This window comes from Streptomyces sp. NPDC058051, assembly GCF_042885475.1.
Taxonomy (GTDB): domain Bacteria; phylum Actinomycetota; class Actinomycetes; order Streptomycetales; family Streptomycetaceae; genus Streptomyces.
The window spans coordinates 267,242-285,420 of record NZ_JBHVRW010000006.1 but is presented as its reverse complement, the minus strand read 5'-3'; the positions used below and the strand labels follow the sequence as shown (position 1 = coordinate 285,420).

The window sequence follows — 18,179 nt, the reverse complement described above, 5'->3', positions numbered from 1 at the left end:
TACTCGGATGAACCTCAAGACTCTCTCCGCGGTCACCGCCGTTCTGGCCCTGGCCGGACTCACCGGAGCATCCACGGCCGACGCGGTGCCCGGCACGGTCTCCGGCAACGGCGGCAACCGCATCGGCACGCTGCGCGCCAACGGTGACGCGCACGTGAAGGAGGGCGGCCTCAGCGCGAACTGGGTCAAGGAGTCCGGCAACGTCAAGCAGGTCGTGCTGACCGGCAACCGCATCGGCGTTCTCACGGGCGACGGCACCGCCTGGGTGAAGGAGGGCGGCCTCAGTGCGAGGTGGGTCAGGGAGTCCGACGACGTCAAGCAGATCGCGCTCTCGGGCAACCGCATCGGCGTCCTGAAGGACAACGGCGACGCGTACGTGAAGGAGGGCGGCCTGAGCGCGACGTGGGTCAAGGAGCACGACAAGGTCAAGGAGCTCGAACTGTCGGGCAACCGCATCGGCATCGTGACGGGCAACGGCGCCGCGTGGGTGAAGGAGGGCGGCCTCAGCGCCACCTGGGTCAAGGAGTCCGGCAACGTCATCGGTCTCGACCTGTCGGGCAACCGCATCGGCGTCCTCACCAGTGACGGCACCGCCTGGGTGAAGGAGGGCGGCCTCAGCGCCGGCTGGGTGCGGGAGCACAACGACGTCATCCAGCTCGAACTGTCCGGCAACCGCATCGGCGTCCTCACGGACAGCGGTGACGCGTACGTGAAGGAGGGCGGCCTCAGCGCCACGTGGGTCCACGAGTACACCCACACCATCCAGATCGCCCTGTCGGGCAAGCGCATCGGCGTCCTCAAGGGCGACGGCGCCGCACGGGTCAAGGAGGGCGGCCTGAGCGCGACGTGGGTCCTGGAGGCGACCAACGTCACCGAGCTGGCGCTGTCCTGACGCCGTGTGACGTGCCCCGGCGTCTCTGACGCCATCACCTGATACCTGATACCTGATACCTGGCAGCTGCCACCCGCCGCGCCGTGCACCGGAGTTGATTCGTTGCACGGCGCGGTGCTGTGCCGTGGGGGCGCTGTACGGTCAGCCGCTGACGGCGTACGCGACGAAGCCGGTCCAGGCGGCGGGGGAGAGGGCGAGCTGGGGGCCCTCCTCGACCTTGGAGTCCCGGACGTGGACGGTGGTGGGGCAGGCGGCGACCTCTACGCAGGAGTCGCCAGAGGGGCTGCTGTAGGTGGACTTGTGCCAGGAGAGGGCGACTTCTATGCAGGAGTCGCCCTGAGATCCGCTGTAGCTGCTCTTGAACCAGGCCAGGTCTGTGGTGCTCATAGCGCTCCTCGCATTTGCTTCAACAGGCTCAAGGAGTCCTCTGAGGTGAGAGCCTGCGAGCGCATCTTGGCATATCGCTGGTGGAGGAAGCTGATGGACTTCGGCTCGGAAATGAAGTGCCCTGTGTCCTGACCTTCTGAGTACCCGAGCCAGCGGTTGTCCAGGGTCTCCAAGAGCTGGAGAGGGCCGTCCAGTCCAGCATGCGTAGGCTGCCGAAGAGGCATGATTTGCAATTCTACGTTCGGATGACGGTCAACCACCTCCATCAGATGGCCGAACAACTCTCGCGATACCTCGTCGCCGCCACTGTGCCGCATCAGCACCGCCTGCTCCAAAATGAAGCTGAAGTCAGTGGCTGGCTTCCGCTTGGTGGATAGCAACTCCTTCCTGGCCATCCGTGCGGCGACGCGCTGTTCGATCTCCTCCTCGGAAGGGAGCGGTGGAACGGAGTACGAGATAGAGCGGGCGTACGCTGCGGTCTGCAACAAGCCTGGCACCACCCGGCATTCGTACGTGTAGAGGCTGATCGCCTCCGCCTCCAACTGCGCCCACTGCCGGAACCAGCTCGCCAAACCCGGTCGTCGCGAGAGATGCCGTGCCGCCGCCTTGATGACCCCGAACGCGTCCAGCACCACTTTTGCCCGCTCGACGAAGGCCAGGGGCGGGAACCGCCGTCCCTGTTCGATCGAGGCGACCGTCGGCACCGAGTACCCCACCATTGGTGCGAACTGCTCCTGTGTCAGCAGTGCCCGCTTACGGAAGGCCTTGACGACCTCCCCGAACGCCTTCAGGCTGTCCGAGGGCTCCGGCTCCCCGTTCGCGCCCGTCGCTCCACCCGTACCGCCGACGCCGTCCGTCATGTCCGGCCACCTCCCGTGCCCTGTGCCTGCCCCGGTCCGCAACTCGCCCATGCTCACGCATTGTTACGCGTACCGTCTACCCTCCGCACCCGTACGCTGACTGAGCGTACGAGTCGCTGAGCTGGTCCGATGGGCTCTGAGTCCGCAGGGTGGGCGCATGGAAGCACTCGTCACCCCCCAACCGCCGTTCACCGTACGTGTGTTCGCGCAGCGTTTCAGCTCCACGCCACGAGGAGCGAGGCTCGCCCGGCATCTCGCGCTGCACGTGATGCACGACTGGGGCATCCCGTACCGCAGTGACGCATCGGAGACGGCGGCGCTGATCGTCGCCGAGCTGGCCGCGAACGCCGTCACCCACGGCCGGGTACCGGGCCGCGACTTCGAGGTGCGGCTGACCCACGCGCCGGGCGACGCGCAAGAACTGGGCCTCCTGCGGATCGAGGTCAGCGACACCCGGGGCGAGCGGCGCCCGCCGGGGCCGGGAGAGCTGGTGCCGCCGCCTCCGGGATCCGACGGCGGGCACGGGCTGATCCTGGTCGAGGCACTGGCCGACCGATGGGCGGTACTGGACCGCGTACCGCCGGGCAAGACGATCCGTGCCGAGCTGGACCTGCTCTACTGAGCATCACGCGCACCGCGTCTGGGTGGAAGGCTGCTGTGGGGGTGTTCCCGCTACACCGTGGTGAGCAGGTCACCACGTTCGAGGGCCTCGCGCTGGTGGCCGCCCCGTCCCGGTGGGCGAACAACGCCTCGGTCCGTTCCCGGCTTCGGCGGCGTGCTTCCGGCGCAGCTCACGTTCCTCCTTCTTCAGCCGGGTCACCTCCGCGCGCAGTTCCTCCGGCCTGCGGAGAAGCGCGGAAGGTGCCGTACGGGTTCACTCGGGTGGTCATCGGGGCGGGATCACTCAGGGCGGGTAGTCAGGAAAGCGCTGCTGTCCGTTCTTTCCCGCGCATGTCCCGTACCCGCCGCTGCTGAGGAGCCGTCGTGAAATTCGGAGTCTCGACCTTCATCACCGACCAGGGCATCAGCCCGATCTCGCTCGGAACCGCTCTTGAGGAACGGGCGTTCGACTCGTTGTTCATCGCCGAGCACAGCCATATTCCGGTGAACCGCCGGTCCCCCTACCCGGGCGGGGGCGAACTGCCGGACATCTACTACCGCACCCTCGACCCCTTCGTGGCTCTGACGGCGATCGGTGTGGTGACCGAGCGGCTGCTGCTGGGCACCGGCATCGCGCTGATCCCGCAGCGCGACCCGATCATCACGGCGAAAGAGGTCGCCTCGCTCGACCTGGTCTCCGGCGGTCGGGTGATCTTCGGTGTCGGTGTCGGCTGGAATCGTGAGGAGATGCGGGACCACGGCACCGATCCCGCCACGCGCGGCCGGCTCACCGACGAGCGGCTGCGGGCCATGCGTGAGCTGTGGACCGAGGAGAAGGCCGAATTCCACGGCGAGTTCGTGGACTTCGACCCGGCCTTCGCCTGGCCCAAGCCCGTGCAGCGCCCCCATCCGCCGATCTACGTCGGGGGTGGCGAGGGCGCGTTCCGGAGGGTGGCGCAGCTCGGGGACGCGTGGCTGGCCAACGGCGTGCCGCCGCAGGAGCTCGGCCCGCAGATCGAGCGGCTGCGCGCTCTGGCAGACCGGGAGGTGCCGGTGACGGTGTACGGGATCCCCGACGATCCCGAGCAGATCGAGGGCTATCGCGGTCTGGGAGTGGAACGCGTGCTGTTCTACCTGCCGACGATGCCGGAACGGGAAACGAGGGAGTACCTGGACCGGCTGACCGAGATCACCGCGCGGTTCCGGTGAGGCACCGAGACCACTGCCCGGTGCGGGGCAGGCGCCTCGTCACCGTCCTCGTCACTCCGTAACTCTGTAACTCTGTAACGCCGCGACTGCTGGAAGGGCGGGGCACGATGCCCGATCTGACACATGCGGAGGCCCGTGAGCGGTTCGCCTGGGGGCGTGTCGCGCGTCTGGCTACGGCCGACACGGCGGGCCGTCCGCACCTGGTACCCGTGGTGTTCGCCCTGGACGGCGACACCGTGCTGCTGGTCGTGGACCACAAGCCGAAGCGGACGACGCGGCTGAAACGCCTGGCCAACATGGCGGCCAACCCGTCGGTCTGCCTGCTTGCCGACCACTACGAGGACGACTGGGACCGCCTCTGGTGGGTTCGGGCCGACGGCAGAGCCAGGGTGCTGCCGCCGCCGGACCGGTCGCCCGAGGCGGCCCGCCGCGTCAACCTGCTCACGGCGAAATACCCGCAGTACGCCGAGCAGCCCCCCGGCGGACCGGTGATCGAGGTGTCGGTGCTGCGCTGGAGCGGCTGGCGCGCACGGTGAACCGTGTGGCCGTTGACGGAGACGGCGGCGGACGGGGTGCGGGGGCGGGTCGCCCGGCCCGGGCGCGCACTCGGCGCGGGCGTACGGGGGGCGTGAACAGGGCGTGAAGCGGAGCTGCGGGCGCGCTTAAGAAAACCTCGATGGACCTGTGGCGCGGGGTGCGGCAGATTTCTCCGTGACGGCAGAGGATGGTGTGCGGCAGCCGATCGACGCGCGCTGCCACGTCGTCCCCCTCTTCTTCCCCGGGCCGCAGGCTTCGCTCAAGGCTGCCCCGGCCCGGGGTACTCAACGCCGTACCAGCGCAGGGAGCCGCAGCCGTGAAGGCACTCGTGAAGCAGAAGGCCGAGCCCGGACTCTGGCTGATGGACGTGCCCGAGCCGGAGATCGGCCCCTCGGACGTACTGATCAAGGTGCTCCGTACCGGCATCTGCGGCACCGATCTGCACATCCGGAACTACGACGGCTGGGCCCAGCAGGCCGTACGCACCCCGCTCGTCCTCGGGCACGAGTTCGTCGGTGAGGTCGCGGAGACGGGCGCCGACGTCGTCGACATCAGCGTCGGCGACCTGGTCAGCGGCGAGGGCCACCTGGTCTGCGGGAAGTGCCGCAACTGCCTGGCCGGCCGCCGCCACCTGTGCCGTTCCACGCTCGGGCTCGGCGTCGGCCGGGACGGCGCGTTCGCCGAGTACGTCGCCCTGCCCGCGTCCAACGTCTGGGTGCACCGGGTTCCCGTCGACCTCGACATCGCCGCGATCTTCGACCCGTTCGGCAACGCCGTGCACACCGCGCTGTCGTTCCCGCTGGTCGGCGAGGACGTACTGATCACCGGCGCCGGCCCGATCGGCATCATGGCCGCCGCCGTCGCCCGGCACGCGGGGGCCCGTCACGTCGTCATCACCGACGTCAGCGAGGCCCGGCTGGAACTGGCCAGGAAGGTCGGCGTCAGCCTCGCCCTCAACGTCGCCGAGGAGACCATCACCGAAGGGCAGCAGCGCCTCGGACTGCGCGAGGGCTTCGACATCGGCCTGGAGATGTCCGGCCGGCCCGAGGCAATGCGCGACATGATCGCGAACATGACCCACGGTGGCCGGATCGCGATGCTCGGACTGCCCTCCGAAGAGTTCGCCGTCGACTGGTCCCGCATCGTCACCTCGATGATCACCGTCAAGGGCATCTACGGCCGCGAGATGTACGAGACCTGGTACGCCATGTCCGTACTGCTGGAGGGCGGCCTCGACCTCGCCCCCGTGATCACCGGCCGGTACGGCTACCGGGACTTCGAGGCGGCCTTCGACGACGCGGCGAGCGGGCGCGGCGGCAAGGTCATCCTCGACTGGACCGCCTGAGACTTCCGACCGCCTCCGTACCCAGCTGGGAGACACCCTCATGTTCGACTCCGTACGCGACGACCTGCGCATCACCCTCGACGAGATCCGGGCCGCCGGACTCCACAAGCCCGAGCGCGTGATCGGCACCCCGCAGTCCGCGAGCGTCGCCGTCACCGCGGGCGGCCGGCCCGGTGAGGTGCTCAACTTCTGCGCCAACAACTACCTGGGCCTCGCCGACCACCCCGAGGTGATCGCCGCCGCCCACGATGCTCTGGACCGCTGGGGCTACGGCATGGCCTCGGTCCGCTTCATCTGCGGCACCCAGGAGGTCCACAAGGAGCTGGAGCAGCGGATCTCCACGTTCCTCGGCCAGGAGGACACGATCCTCTACTCCTCCTGCTTCGACGCCAACGGCGGTGTCTTCGAGACCGTCCTCGGCCCGGACGACGCCGTCATCTCCGACGCACTCAACCACGCCTCCATCATCGACGGCATCCGCCTCTCCAAGGCCAGGCGCTTCCGCTACGCCAACCGCGACATGGCCGACCTGGAGACGCAGCTCAAGGAGGCGTCCGGGGCCCGGCGCCGGCTCGTCGTCACCGACGGCGTCTTCTCCATGGACGGGTACGTCGCCCCGCTGCGCGAGATCTGCGACCTGGCCGAGCGCTACGACGCCATGGTCATGGTCGACGACTCGCACGCCGTCGGCTTCGTCGGCCCCGGCGGACGCGGCACGCCCGAGCTGCACGACGTGATGGACCGCGTCGACATCATCACCGGCACCCTCGGCAAGGCGCTCGGCGGTGCGTCCGGCGGCTACGTCGCGGCCCGCGCCGAGATCGTCGCCCTGCTGCGCCAGCGCTCCCGCCCGTACCTCTTCTCCAACTCGCTCGCCCCCGTCATCGCGGCGGCCTCCCTCAAGGTCCTGGACCTGCTGGAGGCCGCGGGCGACCTGCGCGAGCAGCTGAATGCCAACACCGCGCTCTTCCGTAACCGGATGACCGAGGAGGGCTTCGACATCCTGCCCGGCGACCACGCCATCGCCCCCGTCATGATCGGGGACGCGGCGAAGGCAGGCCGGATGGCGGAGCTGCTCCTGGAGCGCGGTGTGTACGTGATCGGGTTCTCGTACCCGGTGGTCCCGCAGGGCGCGGCCCGTATCCGCGTCCAGCTCTCCGCCGCGCATTCCACGGCGGACGTGAACCGGGCCGTCGACGCGTTCGTCGACGCGCGGGCCGCGCTGGGGGAGTAGCGGCGCCGAGGGCCGCACGGGGGAGCAGCGGTGCAGAGGGCGAGACCTTGTCCGTCCCGCACCCTGCTCCGAGCAGAGGGCAGGGCGCCACCGGTCGCACCGGCGGCGCCCTGGTGCCGTTCATCGCCCTCCGTCGCCCTCCGTCGCCGAGGTGGTTCCCAGGGCCCGATCCGTTGGCGTCGTGTGGTCAGGCTGCGGGCCGCCTTCGGGCTCACCGTGTTCGCGCGGGGCGTCCTGTGAGGGGCACCTCTGGTGCGTCGTCGCAACGGCCGCACATGACACCTCTGTCCCCCGAACGGCCCACGCGGGTGGCCCGTGCCTTGCCCTTCCGGGAGCGTGACAGCGGCCGCGATCTGCAGGGCAGGCGCAAGGAGCTGGACACGTCGCGCAGTGAGGGAGACCGCCATGGCCGAGTCCACCGAGACCACCCAGTCCACCGAGACCACCCAGTCCAAGGCGGCCGAACCGGGCGTCGCCGCAGGCAACGCCGCAGCGCGTGAGTCTTTCCCCTTCGACGACACGCAGGACTTCGAGGACGCCGCGCGGGGTTTTGTGGGCACGGCTGAGGACACCGTGGTGCGAGGCGGCGACGGCGGTGCTGTGTGGGACCTGGACGCCTACGGGTTCCTCGAAGAGGACTGCCCCGAGACCGCCAACCCCAGTTTGTGGCGGCAGAGCCGCCTGGTCGCCCAGCACGGTCTGTATGAGGTGGCCGAGGGCATCTACCAGGTGCGCGGGTTCGACCTGTCGAACATGACCCTGGTGGAGGGCGACCGCGGCGTGCTGGTGATCGACCCGCTCATCAGTGCCGAGACCGCCTCGGCCGCCCTCGCGCTGTACCGGCGGCATCGGGGCGAACGACCTGTGACCGCCGTGCTCTACACGCACAGCCACATCGACCACTTCGGTGGTGTCCGAGGCGTGATCGACCCACGGGACGTCGATGGCGGGGTGCCGGTCATCGCCCCTGAGGGCTTCTTGGAGCACGCAGTCAGCGAGAACGTCTACGCCGGGACGGCCATGGGCCGCCGGGCCGCCTACATGTACGGCGCGGCACTGCCCAAGGGTGAGCGCGGACAGATCGGTGCCGGTCTCGGTCAGACGACGTCCACCGGTGCCGCCGGTCTGATCCCCCCGACCCTGGACGTCACCCATACCGGGCAGAGCGAGACCATTGACGGCATTGTGATGGTTTTCCACCTCACTCCCGGCACCGAGGCGCCGGCTGAACTGAACATCCATTTCCCCGACCGGGCGGCGTTGTGCATGGCCGAGAACGCCACCCACAACCTGCATAACCTGCTGACCCTGCGCGGTGCCCAGGTCCGTAACCCGCGTGTGTGGGCCCACTACCTCACTGAGGCCATCGCGCTGTTCGCGGGCTCCGTCGACGTGGCGTTCGCCTCGCACCACTGGCCCGTCCGGGGCCGCGAGCGCGTCCTGGCGTTCCTGTCAGAGCAGCGTGACCTGTACGCGTACCTGCACGACCAGACCCTGCGGATGCTCAACCAGGGGCTGACCGCGCTGGAGATCGCCGAAGAGATGACGCTACCGCCGACGCTGGAGCGCGCCTGGCACACACATGGCTACTACGGCTCGGTCAGCCACAACACCAAGGCGATCTACCAGCACTATCTGGGCTGGTTCGACGGCAACCCCGCCCACTTGTGGGAACACCCGCCTGCCGAGGCGGCCCAGCGTTACGTGGACTTCATGGGTGGCGCCGACGAGATCGTCCGCCGGGCCCGCGACTCCTACGCGGCCGGGGACTTCCGCTGGGTGGCCCAGGTCGTCAACCACGTCCTGTTCGCCGACCCTCACCATGACGAGGCGCGCGCACTGCAGGCCGACGCGCTGGAGCAGCTCGGTTACGGCAGCGAGAACGGCACCTGGCGCAACTTCTACCTCACCGGCGCCCTCGAACTCCGCCAGGGAGCCGTCGGCACCCCCACGTCCACGGCGGGCCCCGACCTGCTGGCTGCCCTGACTCTGGACCAGCTCCTCGATTCCCTGGCCATCCGGATCGACGGCCCCCGGAGCTGGCATGCCGACCTCACCATCCGCTTCCGCGTGCGCGACACGGATCCGGTCACCTTGCGCCTGCGCAACGGCGTCCTCGTCCACACCACCGGAACGACACCCGAAGCAGCCGACCCCGACACCGAGATCACCCTCGCCGAGCCGGACCTTCGCGCCCTTCTCCTCGGCACCACCTGCCTCGGTGACCTCGCCGACCAGGGCCTCGCCACGATCCAGGGAGATACGGGCACATTCACCGAACTTCTCGCCCACCTCAGCGACCCGGCCCCCGACTTCGCCATCGTCACGCCCTGACACCCGACGGTAGTGCTCGCGGTGATGGGGGCGGTGTGCTCGCCGCCACGGTGGTCACCGTGCTGCTGAGCACCTGGACCGTGGATGCCGTGCGGGGGTAGCGGATCATCGCCGGCAGGGTCGGAGAGCGACGTACGGGGTGACCCGCTCGCCGGACGGTCGTGGTGCGTGGGGTCCGATCGGGACAGTGCGCGTGTCCGAGTGCATTGACCACACTCGTAGGGGCATCCCCGGGCCCCGCGACTCGTAGGGGCATCCCCGGGCCCCGCGCCCCGCACTCGCGCCCTCGCCGACCGCCGGGAGCCTCGCCGCGGTGGCCGGGCTTCCTGCATGACCTGGGACAATGGGGCACATGATCGATGCACGACGGCTGCGCATTCTCCGTGCGGTGGCTGACCACCGCACGGTGACCGCCGCAGCCGCCGCGCTGTATCTCACGCCCTCCGCGGTCTCCCAGCAGCTTGCCGCGCTGGAGCAGGAGACCGGGCACCGGCTGGTCGAACGCAACGCGCGCGGCGCCCGGCTCACCCCCGCCGGGGAGATCCTGCTGACCCACACCAACGCGGTCCTCGCCCAGCTGGAGCGGGCCGAGGCGGAGCTCGCCGCGTACGACGCGGGGGACGCGGGCACGGTCACGGTCGCCGCGTTCGCCACCGGCATCGGCCTGGTCCTCGCCCCCGCGATCGCCGCCCTGGCCCTCACCGCGCCCGGCATCCGCGTCCGTGTGCAGGATGCCGAGGGCGACGCGAGTGTGCCGATGGTGCTGGACCGGCAGGCGGATGTCGCGGTCGCCGTCGAGTACCGGGGCGCGCCGGGCGAGGACGACCTGCGGCTGACCCGGGTGCCGCTGTACTCGGAGCCGTTCGACGCGGTCCTGCCGGTGGGGCACCGGCTGGCCGATCAGGAGCAGGTGGCGATCGCCGACCTGGAGAAGGACCCGTGGATCGGCCCCTACCCCGGCAACCCGTGCCATGACGTGGTGGTCCTGGCCTGCGAGTTCGCCGGGTTCCAGCCGAGGCTGGAACACTCCTCGGACGACTTCCGCGCGGTGGTCGCGCTGGCCGGTGCGGGTGCCGGGGTGGCGCTGGTGCCGCGGTCGGCGTTGCGGGGGATGGAGCTGACGGGGGTCGTGGTGCGGCCGGTGCAGGGCAGCGCCCCGACCCGCCGGGTCTTCGCCGCGGTGCGGCACGGGGCGGAAGACCATCCGCTGATCGCGCCGGTGCTCGACGCGTTGGCCTCGGCTGCGGTACGGGAAGCGGCGCTGCCGCTGCCGGCCTCGTCGTGACACGTGTCGGCGCGGGACAGGCCGCGGGGTCGTAGCGCACGGTGCGGGAGTCGGCGGAGTCGGGTTCCCCGGACTTCCTGAGGGGATATCTGTGAAGGTGGTGGGTGTCTACCGTAGGGGGGCCCGTGCGGGACTTCGACTGGCTCCTCTCCGCGCCGATCGCGCACCGTGGACTCTTCGACACCTCGCTCGGCATTCCCGAGAACTCCCTGCCGGCCTTCCGCCGCGCAGTGGAGCGGGGCATCCCGGTCGAACTCGATGTCCAGTTGGCCCATGACGGCACGCTCGTCGTGGTGCACGATGCCACGCTGGAGCGGATGACAGGCGTACCGCTGCATGTCTCCCGGATGTGCGGTGCGGACCTGGGCCGGCTGCGTCTCGGTGACTCCGGTGAACCGGTGCCCACCCTCGAACAGGCCTTGGAGGTCATCGACGGCCGGATCCCTGTCGTCGTCGACGTGCGACGCTGGGGTTCGGAGTTGAGCCCCCGTCTGGAGAGAGCAGTAGCAGTGGGCATTCAGGACTACCACGGTCCTGTCGCTCTGCAGTCCTTCGACCCGCTGGCCGTGTACCGGCTGCGTCGTCTGATCAATGACAGACCCGTCGGGCAGATCTCCGGTGCATTGCGTTCCGCGAACCGGGCGACCGCGTTGATCGGCCGCACCATGGTCACCAATTGTGTGACCTCTCCGGATTTCATCGCATACGAGCTTGAGATGCTGCCATCCTCCTATGCCGCGCTCTGGCAGCGGCGAGGCATCCCGCTTCTTGCCTGGACTGTCACCTCAGCAGAGACTGAAGCCCGCGCGGCACGCGTCGCCGACAACTTCTACTTCGACGGGTATCTACCAACGGCCCATCAGAGGCCAACGATATGAGGGAGGTTCCGTGAGGACACATGTGCGAAGGCTCCGTGCCCCGTCCCTTCGCGATTTCCTGAATGTTGCTGATGACGAGTTGGATTCCACGGTAGAGCTGTATGTCCAAGAGCTGCGGCACTTCTACGATGCCCGCGCACGCTGGCACAGACGAGGTCATCGGTTCAGCGGCATCGTTGTGATCATCATCGGCGCGCTCCTTCCGCTGCTGGCCACCTCTCAATTCGCCCACAAGGAACTGGTCCTGTCGCTCGTCGGCGTGACCATCTCCACAGTCACAGCTCTGCGCTCCTTCTACCGCTTCGACCAGTCGTGGATTCTGCTCCGCAACACGGAGATAGCGATCAGTCATGCGTACCTGAAGTGGAAGCTCGCGCGCCACGGTTCAGCGGATGAGCCGTATTCCCCCGAGCGCAGAGAGGCCGACACACGCGCACTGATCGACATGATCATGGGTATTCGTCGTGATGAAGCCGAGTCGTTCTTCAACGAGCTACCGACGCCTCAATCCGTCCCGGACGGACAGAACCCCGGGCTGCCGGGTGCCCGGCGCAGGGTGTGAGCGCATCCGTCTCGGCGTGTTGACCGAGGAGACCCGTCGTGTTGACCGAGGAGACCCGCCCCGAAGGGGGCGACGGCATCGCGATCCGAACTCACCGCTCCCCGCCTCCTGTTCGCGTCCCTGCCTCCAGTGCGCGCACGGGGAGCGGGGCGGCGCCATGGCTCAGGGGCGCGAGGGCTGGAGCAGATCCCAGCGGTTGCCGTACAGGTCCTCGAAGACGGCCACCGATCCGTATGCCTCGTGCCGCGGCTCCTCCAGGAACCGCACACCGGCGGCCAGCATCCGCGCGTGGTCGCCCGCGAAGTCCTCGGTGTGCAGGAAGAAGCCGACCCGCCCGCCCGTCTGGGCACCGACCCGTCCCCGCTGCGCCTCGTCCCCGGCACGGGCCAGCAGCAGTCCTGATCCCTCCGCGCCGTGCGGACGCACGACCACCCAACGCGAGCCGTCGCCCCGGTCGGTGTCCTCCACCAGTTCGAAGCCGAGGGCGTTCGTGTAGAAGGCCACGGCGTCGTCGTAGTCGTGGACGACCAGGGTGACCAGGGCGATGTGCGGCATGGGAATCCTCGTGCGGAGAGGGGCGGCTCACGGCGGGGCGAGCCCGTACGTCATACGTAACACTACCCACCCCTGCGGGAACCGTGCCGCTCCGTCGTGGCATCCGGCGGGCACGCACCGGGACAATGCGCCTCATGGAGACCAGCGACCTCACCGGGCTGACGGCCCGCGCCCGGCGCCTCGCCGTCCCGGGCCGCCGGCGCATCCTCGGCATCGCGGGAGCGCCCGGCGCCGGGAAGTCCACCCTTGCCGCACAGCTCGTCGGCGCGCTCGGCGGACGTGCCGTCCTCGTCCCCATGGACGGCTTCCACCTGGCCCAGGCCGAGTTGGAACGGCTCGGCCGCGCCGGGCGCAAGGGAGCACCCGACACCTTCGACGCCGCCGGGTACGCGGCCCTGCTGCGTCGCCTGCGCCTCCCGGAACCGGGGACCACCGTGTACGCCCCCGCCTTCGACCGTGCGCTGGAGGAGCCGATCGCCGGGGCCGTGCCCGTTCCTCCGGACATTCCGCTCGTCGTCACCGAGGGCAATTACCTCCTGCACGACGAAGGGGCGTGGGCGCCCGTGCACGAGCTGCTGGACGAGACGTGGTTCCTGGAGCTCGAACCGGACCTGCGGGTGCGCCGGCTCGTCGACCGGCATGTGCGGTTCGGCAAGCCCCGTACGTACGCCGAGCATTGGGTGGCCGAGTCCGACGAACCGAACGCACGCCTGGTGGAACGCGGTCGCTCCCGGGCCGGTCTGGTCGTGAGGCTGCGCTCGTGGACCTGATCCCCGCTCGCGTGGACCGGCACGTACGGGCAGGATGCTGTATGCCGTGTCGCGTCGCCAGGAGGTCCGCATGTCCAGCCCGAACCAGCCCGCACCGTTCACCGCCGACGACTACCGGGCCCGGATGACGCGTGCCGCCGAGGGCGCCGCCGCGGCCGGGCTCGCAGGAGTTCTGGTCGCCCCCGGCCCCGATCTCGTGCACCTCACCGGCTACCAGCCCGTGAACACCGAGCGCCTCACCGTCCTCGTCCTCACACCGGGCGCGGACCCGGTCCTCGTCGTCCCGACCCTGGAGGCCCCCGACGCCGAGAAGGCCGTCGGCGCGCCCGCTCTCACCCTCCGGGACTGGACCGACGGAAAGGACCCGTACGCCGTCACCGCCCCACTGCTCGACGGCCGGGGCCGGTTCGCCGTCAGCGACAACGCCTGGGCGATGCATCTGCTCGGGCTCCAGCGGACGCTCCCGGACACCTCGTACGTCTCCCTCACCGAGGCCCTGCCCATGCTGCGCGCGGTGAAGGACGCCGCCGAGCTGGAACGGATCGCGGCCGCCGGTGCCGCCGCCGACGCCACGTACGGCGAGATCCTCAAGGTGCGGTTCGCCGGCCGCAAGGAGACCGACATCGCCGCCGACCTGGCCGATCTGCTGAAGCGGTTCGGGCACTCCCAGGTCGATTTCACCGTCGTCGGCTCCGGTCCCAACGGCGCCAATCCGCACCACGAGGCGGGCGAGCGCACCATCGAGCGGGGCGACATGGTCGTGCTCGACTTCGGCGGTCTCAAGCACGGCTACGGCTCCGACACCTCCCGTACCGTCCACGTCGGCGAGCCCACCGCCGAGGAGCAGCGGGTCCACGACATCGTGCGGGAGGCCCAGGGGGCGGGCTGCGACGCGGTCCGGCCCGGCGTCGCCTGCCAGGACATCGACCGAGCGGCCCGAGCCGTCATCACCGAGTTCGGCTACGGCGAACGCTTCATCCACCGCACCGGCCACGGCATCGGCGTCACCACCCACGAACCGCCGTACATGATCGAGGGCGAGGAGCAGCCGCTGGTGCCCGGGATGTGCTTCTCCGTGGAGCCGGGCATCTATCTGCCGGGCCGGTTCGGTGTCCGGATCGAGGACATCGTGACCGTGACCGAGGACGGCGGCCGGCGCCTCAACAGCACCGCACGGGAGATGGCGATCGTCGAGTAGCCGTGCCCGGGCGCGCCCCGGCAGGTGCGCCCCGCCCGGTCGCGCCGCACCCCTCGGCGCTGGACGCACCCCACGGCTGACGGGCCCTCAGTCGTCGGCCAGTACCACGCACGACTCCGGCGGCAGGTGCAGCAGCCCGTCGCCGTCCGGGGCCTCCACCGGCTCCCACGCGGCCACCACCCGGCCCCCGGCTCCCCGGCGCCGTCCGCCGCCCAGCGGGATCGCGGCCGGTTTCTCGTCCAGGTTGACCGCGATCCGCAGATCTCCCCTGCGGTACGCCAGCCAGCGCGCCCGCTCGTCGTGGGCGGTGCGCACCGATGCCAGATCCGGGTCGGAGAGGTCGGGCAGGGTGCGGCGCAGCGCGATCAGTTCGCGGTACCAGGCGTGCAGGCGGGCGTGCGGCTCCCGCGACGGTTCGCTCCAGTCCAGACAGGAGCGGTCCCGGGTGGCCGGGTCCTGCGGGTCGGGAATGTCGTCGGCCGCCCAGCCGTGCGCCGCGAACTCGCGCCGTCTGCCCCTGCGGACCGCCTCGGCGAGCGCCGGATCGGTGTGGTCGGTGAAGAACTGCCACGGGGTGCGGGCGCCCCACTCCTCGCCCATGAACAGCATCGGGGTGAACGGCCCGGTCAGCACGAGGGCCGCGGCGCAGGCCAGCAGACCGGGGGAGAGGGTGGCGGCGAGCCGGTCGCCCAGGGCCCGGTTCCCGATCTGGTCATGCGTCTGGGCGTAGCCCACGAACCGGTGGGCGGGCGTGCGGGCGATGTCGACGGGCCGGCCGTGGGTACGGCCGCGGAAGCTGGAGTACGTACCGTTGTGGAAGAAGGCACTCGTCACGGTCTTGGCGACGGCGGCCAGCGGCGCGGCGGCGAAATCCGCGTAATAGCCCTGGGACTCACCGGTCAGCGCGCAGTGCAGGGCGTGGTGGAAGTCGTCGTTCCACTGGGCGTGCAGGCCGATGCCGCCGGAGTCGCGCGGTGTCGTCGTCCGCGGGTCGCAGAGGTCGGACTCGGCGATCAGCGAAAGCGGACGGCCGAGTTCCGCGGCGAGTGCGTCGGTCGCCGTGGACAGCTCCTCCAGGAAGGTCAGCGCCCGCGTGTCGGCCAGGGCGTGGATCGCGTCCAGCCGCAGCCCGTCCAGCCGGTAGTCGCGCAGCCAGGCGAGCGCGCTGCCCAGCAGATACGCCCGCACCTCGTCCGAACCGGGGGCGTCGAGATTGACCGCCGCACCCCACGGCGTGTGATGGGTCTCGGTGAAGTACGGTCCGAAGGACGGGAGATGGTTGCCGGACGGGCCCAGGTGGTTGTGCACCACGTCCAGGACGACCGCCAGCCCGAGACCGTGCGCTGTATCGACAAATCGCTTGAGCCCTTCCGGGCCGCCGTACGGCTCGTGGACGGCCCAGAGCGACACCCCCTCGTACCCCCACCCGTTTCTGCCGGGGAAGGGACAGACCGGCATCAGCGACACGTGGGTGATGCCCAGTTCGGCGAGGTGGCCGAGACGGGCCGCCGCGGCGTCGAAGGTGCCCTCGGGGGTGTACGTGCCGATGTGCAGCTCGTACAGGACCGCGCCCGGCAGCCCCCGGCCCGCCCAGTCGTCGCGCCAGACGTACGCCGAGTGGTCGACGACGGCACTCTCACCGTCCGGTCCGTCAGGCTGACGGCGCGAGCGCGGATCGGGCAGCACGGCCCCACCGGTCCCGGCCCCTTCGCCCCCGCCTGTCCCGTCCCCGGTCCCGCGACCCTCGCCCCCGTTCAGCGCGAAGCCGTACCGGTCCCCGTCCGAAGCCTCCGCCTCGGCCGTCCACCACCCGGCCCGTACGGGATCGGGCCCCATGGCCCGGGGCACACCCGCCAGCCGCAGTTCGACCGAGTCCGCATCCGGTGCCCATACCTCGAACAGCATGCAACGCTCCTCGTCTCCTCGCCCCCGTGCCCCATGGTCGGCATCAGCCGCGACGACTGACTCGCGACACTGGATCGAGCCCGTTACTGGCGATTAAGGTCTGGTTCTGATCATTGCCCGGCAAGGTTCCGCTCAATACGCACTTCTCCATACGCACCCCTCGATACGTACTCCCTGACGCACTCCCCACCACGTGCGTGCCCCCCGATTCACACTTCCTTCCTCTGACGGCTGTGGAGGCCGAGATGACTGTGCCGCCGTTCCCGCCCGGTTTCCTCTGGGGAGCCTCCGCCTCCGCGTTCCAGACCGAAGGGGCGACGGACACCGACGGGAAGGGGCCCTCCGGCTGGGACGCCTTCGCCGCACAGCCGGGACGGATCAAGGACGGCACCGACACCACCCGCGGGACCGGCTTCCACCAGCACTACCGCGAAGACGTCGCGCTCCTGGCCGGCCTCGGCGCCGACGCCTTCCGGTTCTCCATCAGCTGGCCGCGCGTGGTGCCCGGCGGCAGCGGATCCGTCAACCCGCAGGGACTCGACTTCTACGACCGCCTCGTCGACGAACTCTGCGCCCACGGCATCACACCGGCCCCCACCCTCTACCACTGGGACACCCCGCTGCCGCTGGACGAGGCGGGCGGCTGGCTCAACCGGGACACGGCCTACCGCTTCGCCGAGTACGCGGGCATCGTCGCCGAACGGCTCGCCGACCGCGTCCCGATGTGGATCACCATCAACGAACCGGCCGAGGTGACGCTGCTCGGCTACGCACTCGGCGAGCACGCACCGGGCCGCACTCTCCTCTTCGACGCCCTGCCCGCCGCCCACCACCAGCTCCTCGCGCACGGCCTGGCCGTGCGCGCGCTGCGCGGCGCGGGCGCCGACGCCATCGGCGTCGCCGTCTCGCACACCCCCGTCTGGACCGCCGGGGACTCCGAGGAGGACCGCCTGGGCGCGGACCTGTACGACACGATCACCAACTGGATGTTCGCCGACCCGATCCTCACCGGCCGCTACCCCGACGAGAACTTCGCCGCGCTGATGCCGGGCCCGGTCGAGGACGACCTGGCGACCATCTCCACCCCGCTCGACTGGTACGGCGTCAACTACTACAACCCGACCCTCGTCGGCGCGCCCGACGCGAACGCCCTGGGCTCCTTCTCCGGCTTCGGGATGCCCGCCGAACTCCCCTTCGGCATCCGCGAGATACAGGGATACGAGAAGACGGACTTCGGCTGGCCCGTCGTCCCCGACGGCCTGCGCGAAACCCTCGTCCAGCTCCACCACCGCTTCGGCGACCGGCTCCCCCCGCTCTTCATCACCGAGAACGGCTGCGCCGTCGACGAGCCGGCCCGGGACACGCGCCGGATCGCCTATCTCGAAGGGCACCTCCGGGCCCTGCGGTCGGCCATGGACGCGGGCGTCGACGTCCGCGGTTACTTCACCTGGTCGCTCACGGACAACGTCGAATGGACCGAGGGCGTCAGCAAACGGTTCGGCCTGGTCCACATCGACTACGAGACACTGCGCCGGACGCCCAAGGACTCCTACGCCTGGTACCGCGACCTGATCCGTACGCAGAAGGCCGGTACCGGGGGCTCGGCCCGCTGACCCGATCCGCCGCAC

Annotated in this window: 17 protein-coding genes; 13 read left to right on the top strand and 4 right to left on the bottom strand. The window is 70.1% G+C overall.

The window, feature by feature from the left end; translation table 11 throughout:
* Window positions 1-7: 7 nt before the first annotated feature.
* Entirely contained in the window at window positions 8-892 is an 885-nt protein-coding gene (locus ACFVUT_RS13160) for a peptidase S1 (RefSeq protein ID WP_389658793.1), read from the top strand.
* Window positions 893-1,033: 141 nt separating this feature from the next.
* Here ACFVUT_RS13160 and ACFVUT_RS13155 read toward each other — a convergent pair whose 3' ends face one another.
* Complete coding sequence (locus tag ACFVUT_RS13155) at window positions 1,034-1,279, bottom strand: DUF397 domain-containing protein (protein WP_389658796.1); 246 nt, start codon at window positions 1,277-1,279, stop codon at window positions 1,034-1,036.
* On the bottom strand, window positions 1,276-2,139 hold the full coding sequence (locus tag ACFVUT_RS13150; protein ID WP_389658799.1) for a Scr1 family TA system antitoxin-like transcriptional regulator: 864 nt from the start codon (window positions 2,137-2,139) through the stop codon (window positions 1,276-1,278). The genes ACFVUT_RS13155 and ACFVUT_RS13150 overlap by 4 nt, the downstream gene beginning before the upstream one ends.
* Before the next feature lie 157 nt (window positions 2,140-2,296).
* Between ACFVUT_RS13150 and ACFVUT_RS13145 the strand changes: the two genes are divergently transcribed.
* The 9 genes from ACFVUT_RS13145 (at window position 2,297) to ACFVUT_RS13105 (ending at window position 12,123) form a co-directional block, all read left to right on the top strand.
* Window positions 2,297-2,761 carry an ATP-binding protein gene (locus tag ACFVUT_RS13145; protein WP_389658802.1) on the top strand — a complete coding sequence of 155 codons (465 nt, stop codon included), beginning with the start codon at window positions 2,297-2,299 and terminating at the stop codon, window positions 2,759-2,761.
* A gap of 362 nt (window positions 2,762-3,123) precedes the next feature.
* Window positions 3,124-3,948: an LLM class F420-dependent oxidoreductase gene (locus tag ACFVUT_RS13140; RefSeq protein ID WP_389658805.1), complete on the top strand. Its 825-nt coding sequence runs from the start codon at window positions 3,124-3,126 to the stop codon at window positions 3,946-3,948.
* A 107-nt stretch (window positions 3,949-4,055) separates the two neighbouring features.
* The gene (locus ACFVUT_RS13135; RefSeq protein ID WP_389658808.1) at window positions 4,056-4,484 is read left to right on the top strand and encodes a TIGR03668 family PPOX class F420-dependent oxidoreductase; all 429 of its coding nucleotides are present in this window, start codon (window positions 4,056-4,058) and stop codon (window positions 4,482-4,484) included.
* Window positions 4,485-4,801: 317 nt separating this feature from the next.
* Window positions 4,802-5,830, top strand: coding sequence for an L-threonine 3-dehydrogenase (gene tdh / locus ACFVUT_RS13130; RefSeq protein ID WP_389658811.1), 1,029 nt, complete (start codon window positions 4,802-4,804; stop codon window positions 5,828-5,830).
* 40 nt (window positions 5,831-5,870) lie between these two features.
* Window positions 5,871-7,064: a glycine C-acetyltransferase gene (locus ACFVUT_RS13125; RefSeq protein WP_389658814.1), complete on the top strand. Its 1,194-nt coding sequence runs from the start codon at window positions 5,871-5,873 to the stop codon at window positions 7,062-7,064.
* Window positions 7,065-7,469: 405 nt separating this feature from the next.
* Window positions 7,470-9,398: an alkyl/aryl-sulfatase gene (locus tag ACFVUT_RS13120; protein WP_389658817.1), complete on the top strand. Its 1,929-nt coding sequence runs from the start codon at window positions 7,470-7,472 to the stop codon at window positions 9,396-9,398.
* A 352-nt stretch (window positions 9,399-9,750) separates the two neighbouring features.
* Window positions 9,751-10,683, top strand: a complete 933-nt coding sequence (locus ACFVUT_RS13115; protein WP_389658820.1) for a LysR family transcriptional regulator — start codon at window positions 9,751-9,753, stop codon at window positions 10,681-10,683.
* Between the two features lie 104 nt (window positions 10,684-10,787).
* Window positions 10,788-11,561, top strand: coding sequence for a glycerophosphodiester phosphodiesterase family protein (locus ACFVUT_RS13110; RefSeq protein WP_389658822.1), 774 nt, complete (start codon window positions 10,788-10,790; stop codon window positions 11,559-11,561).
* Between the two features lie 10 nt (window positions 11,562-11,571).
* On the top strand, window positions 11,572-12,123 hold the full coding sequence (locus ACFVUT_RS13105) for a DUF4231 domain-containing protein (protein ID WP_389658825.1): 552 nt from the start codon (window positions 11,572-11,574) through the stop codon (window positions 12,121-12,123).
* A gap of 162 nt (window positions 12,124-12,285) precedes the next feature.
* Here ACFVUT_RS13105 and ACFVUT_RS13100 read toward each other — a convergent pair whose 3' ends face one another.
* Window positions 12,286-12,678, bottom strand: coding sequence for a VOC family protein (locus ACFVUT_RS13100; protein WP_389658828.1), 393 nt, complete (start codon window positions 12,676-12,678; stop codon window positions 12,286-12,288).
* Window positions 12,679-12,812: 134 nt separating this feature from the next.
* Between ACFVUT_RS13100 and ACFVUT_RS13095 the strand changes: the two genes are divergently transcribed.
* The gene (locus ACFVUT_RS13095) at window positions 12,813-13,448 is read left to right on the top strand and encodes a nucleoside/nucleotide kinase family protein (protein ID WP_389658831.1); all 636 of its coding nucleotides are present in this window, start codon (window positions 12,813-12,815) and stop codon (window positions 13,446-13,448) included.
* A gap of 70 nt (window positions 13,449-13,518) precedes the next feature.
* The gene (locus tag ACFVUT_RS13090) at window positions 13,519-14,646 is read left to right on the top strand and encodes a M24 family metallopeptidase (RefSeq protein ID WP_389658834.1); all 1,128 of its coding nucleotides are present in this window, start codon (window positions 13,519-13,521) and stop codon (window positions 14,644-14,646) included.
* An 87-nt stretch (window positions 14,647-14,733) separates the two neighbouring features.
* On the opposite strand, the gene treZ is transcribed toward ACFVUT_RS13090, so the two are convergent.
* On the bottom strand, window positions 14,734-16,551 hold the full coding sequence (gene treZ / locus ACFVUT_RS13085; RefSeq protein ID WP_389658837.1) for a malto-oligosyltrehalose trehalohydrolase: 1,818 nt from the start codon (window positions 16,549-16,551) through the stop codon (window positions 14,734-14,736).
* A 245-nt stretch (window positions 16,552-16,796) separates the two neighbouring features.
* Here treZ and ACFVUT_RS13080 point away from each other — a divergent pair, with 245 nt between their 5' ends.
* Window positions 16,797-18,164, top strand: a complete 1,368-nt coding sequence (locus tag ACFVUT_RS13080) for a GH1 family beta-glucosidase (protein ID WP_389658840.1) — start codon at window positions 16,797-16,799, stop codon at window positions 18,162-18,164.
* Window positions 18,165-18,179 lie beyond the last annotated feature (15 nt).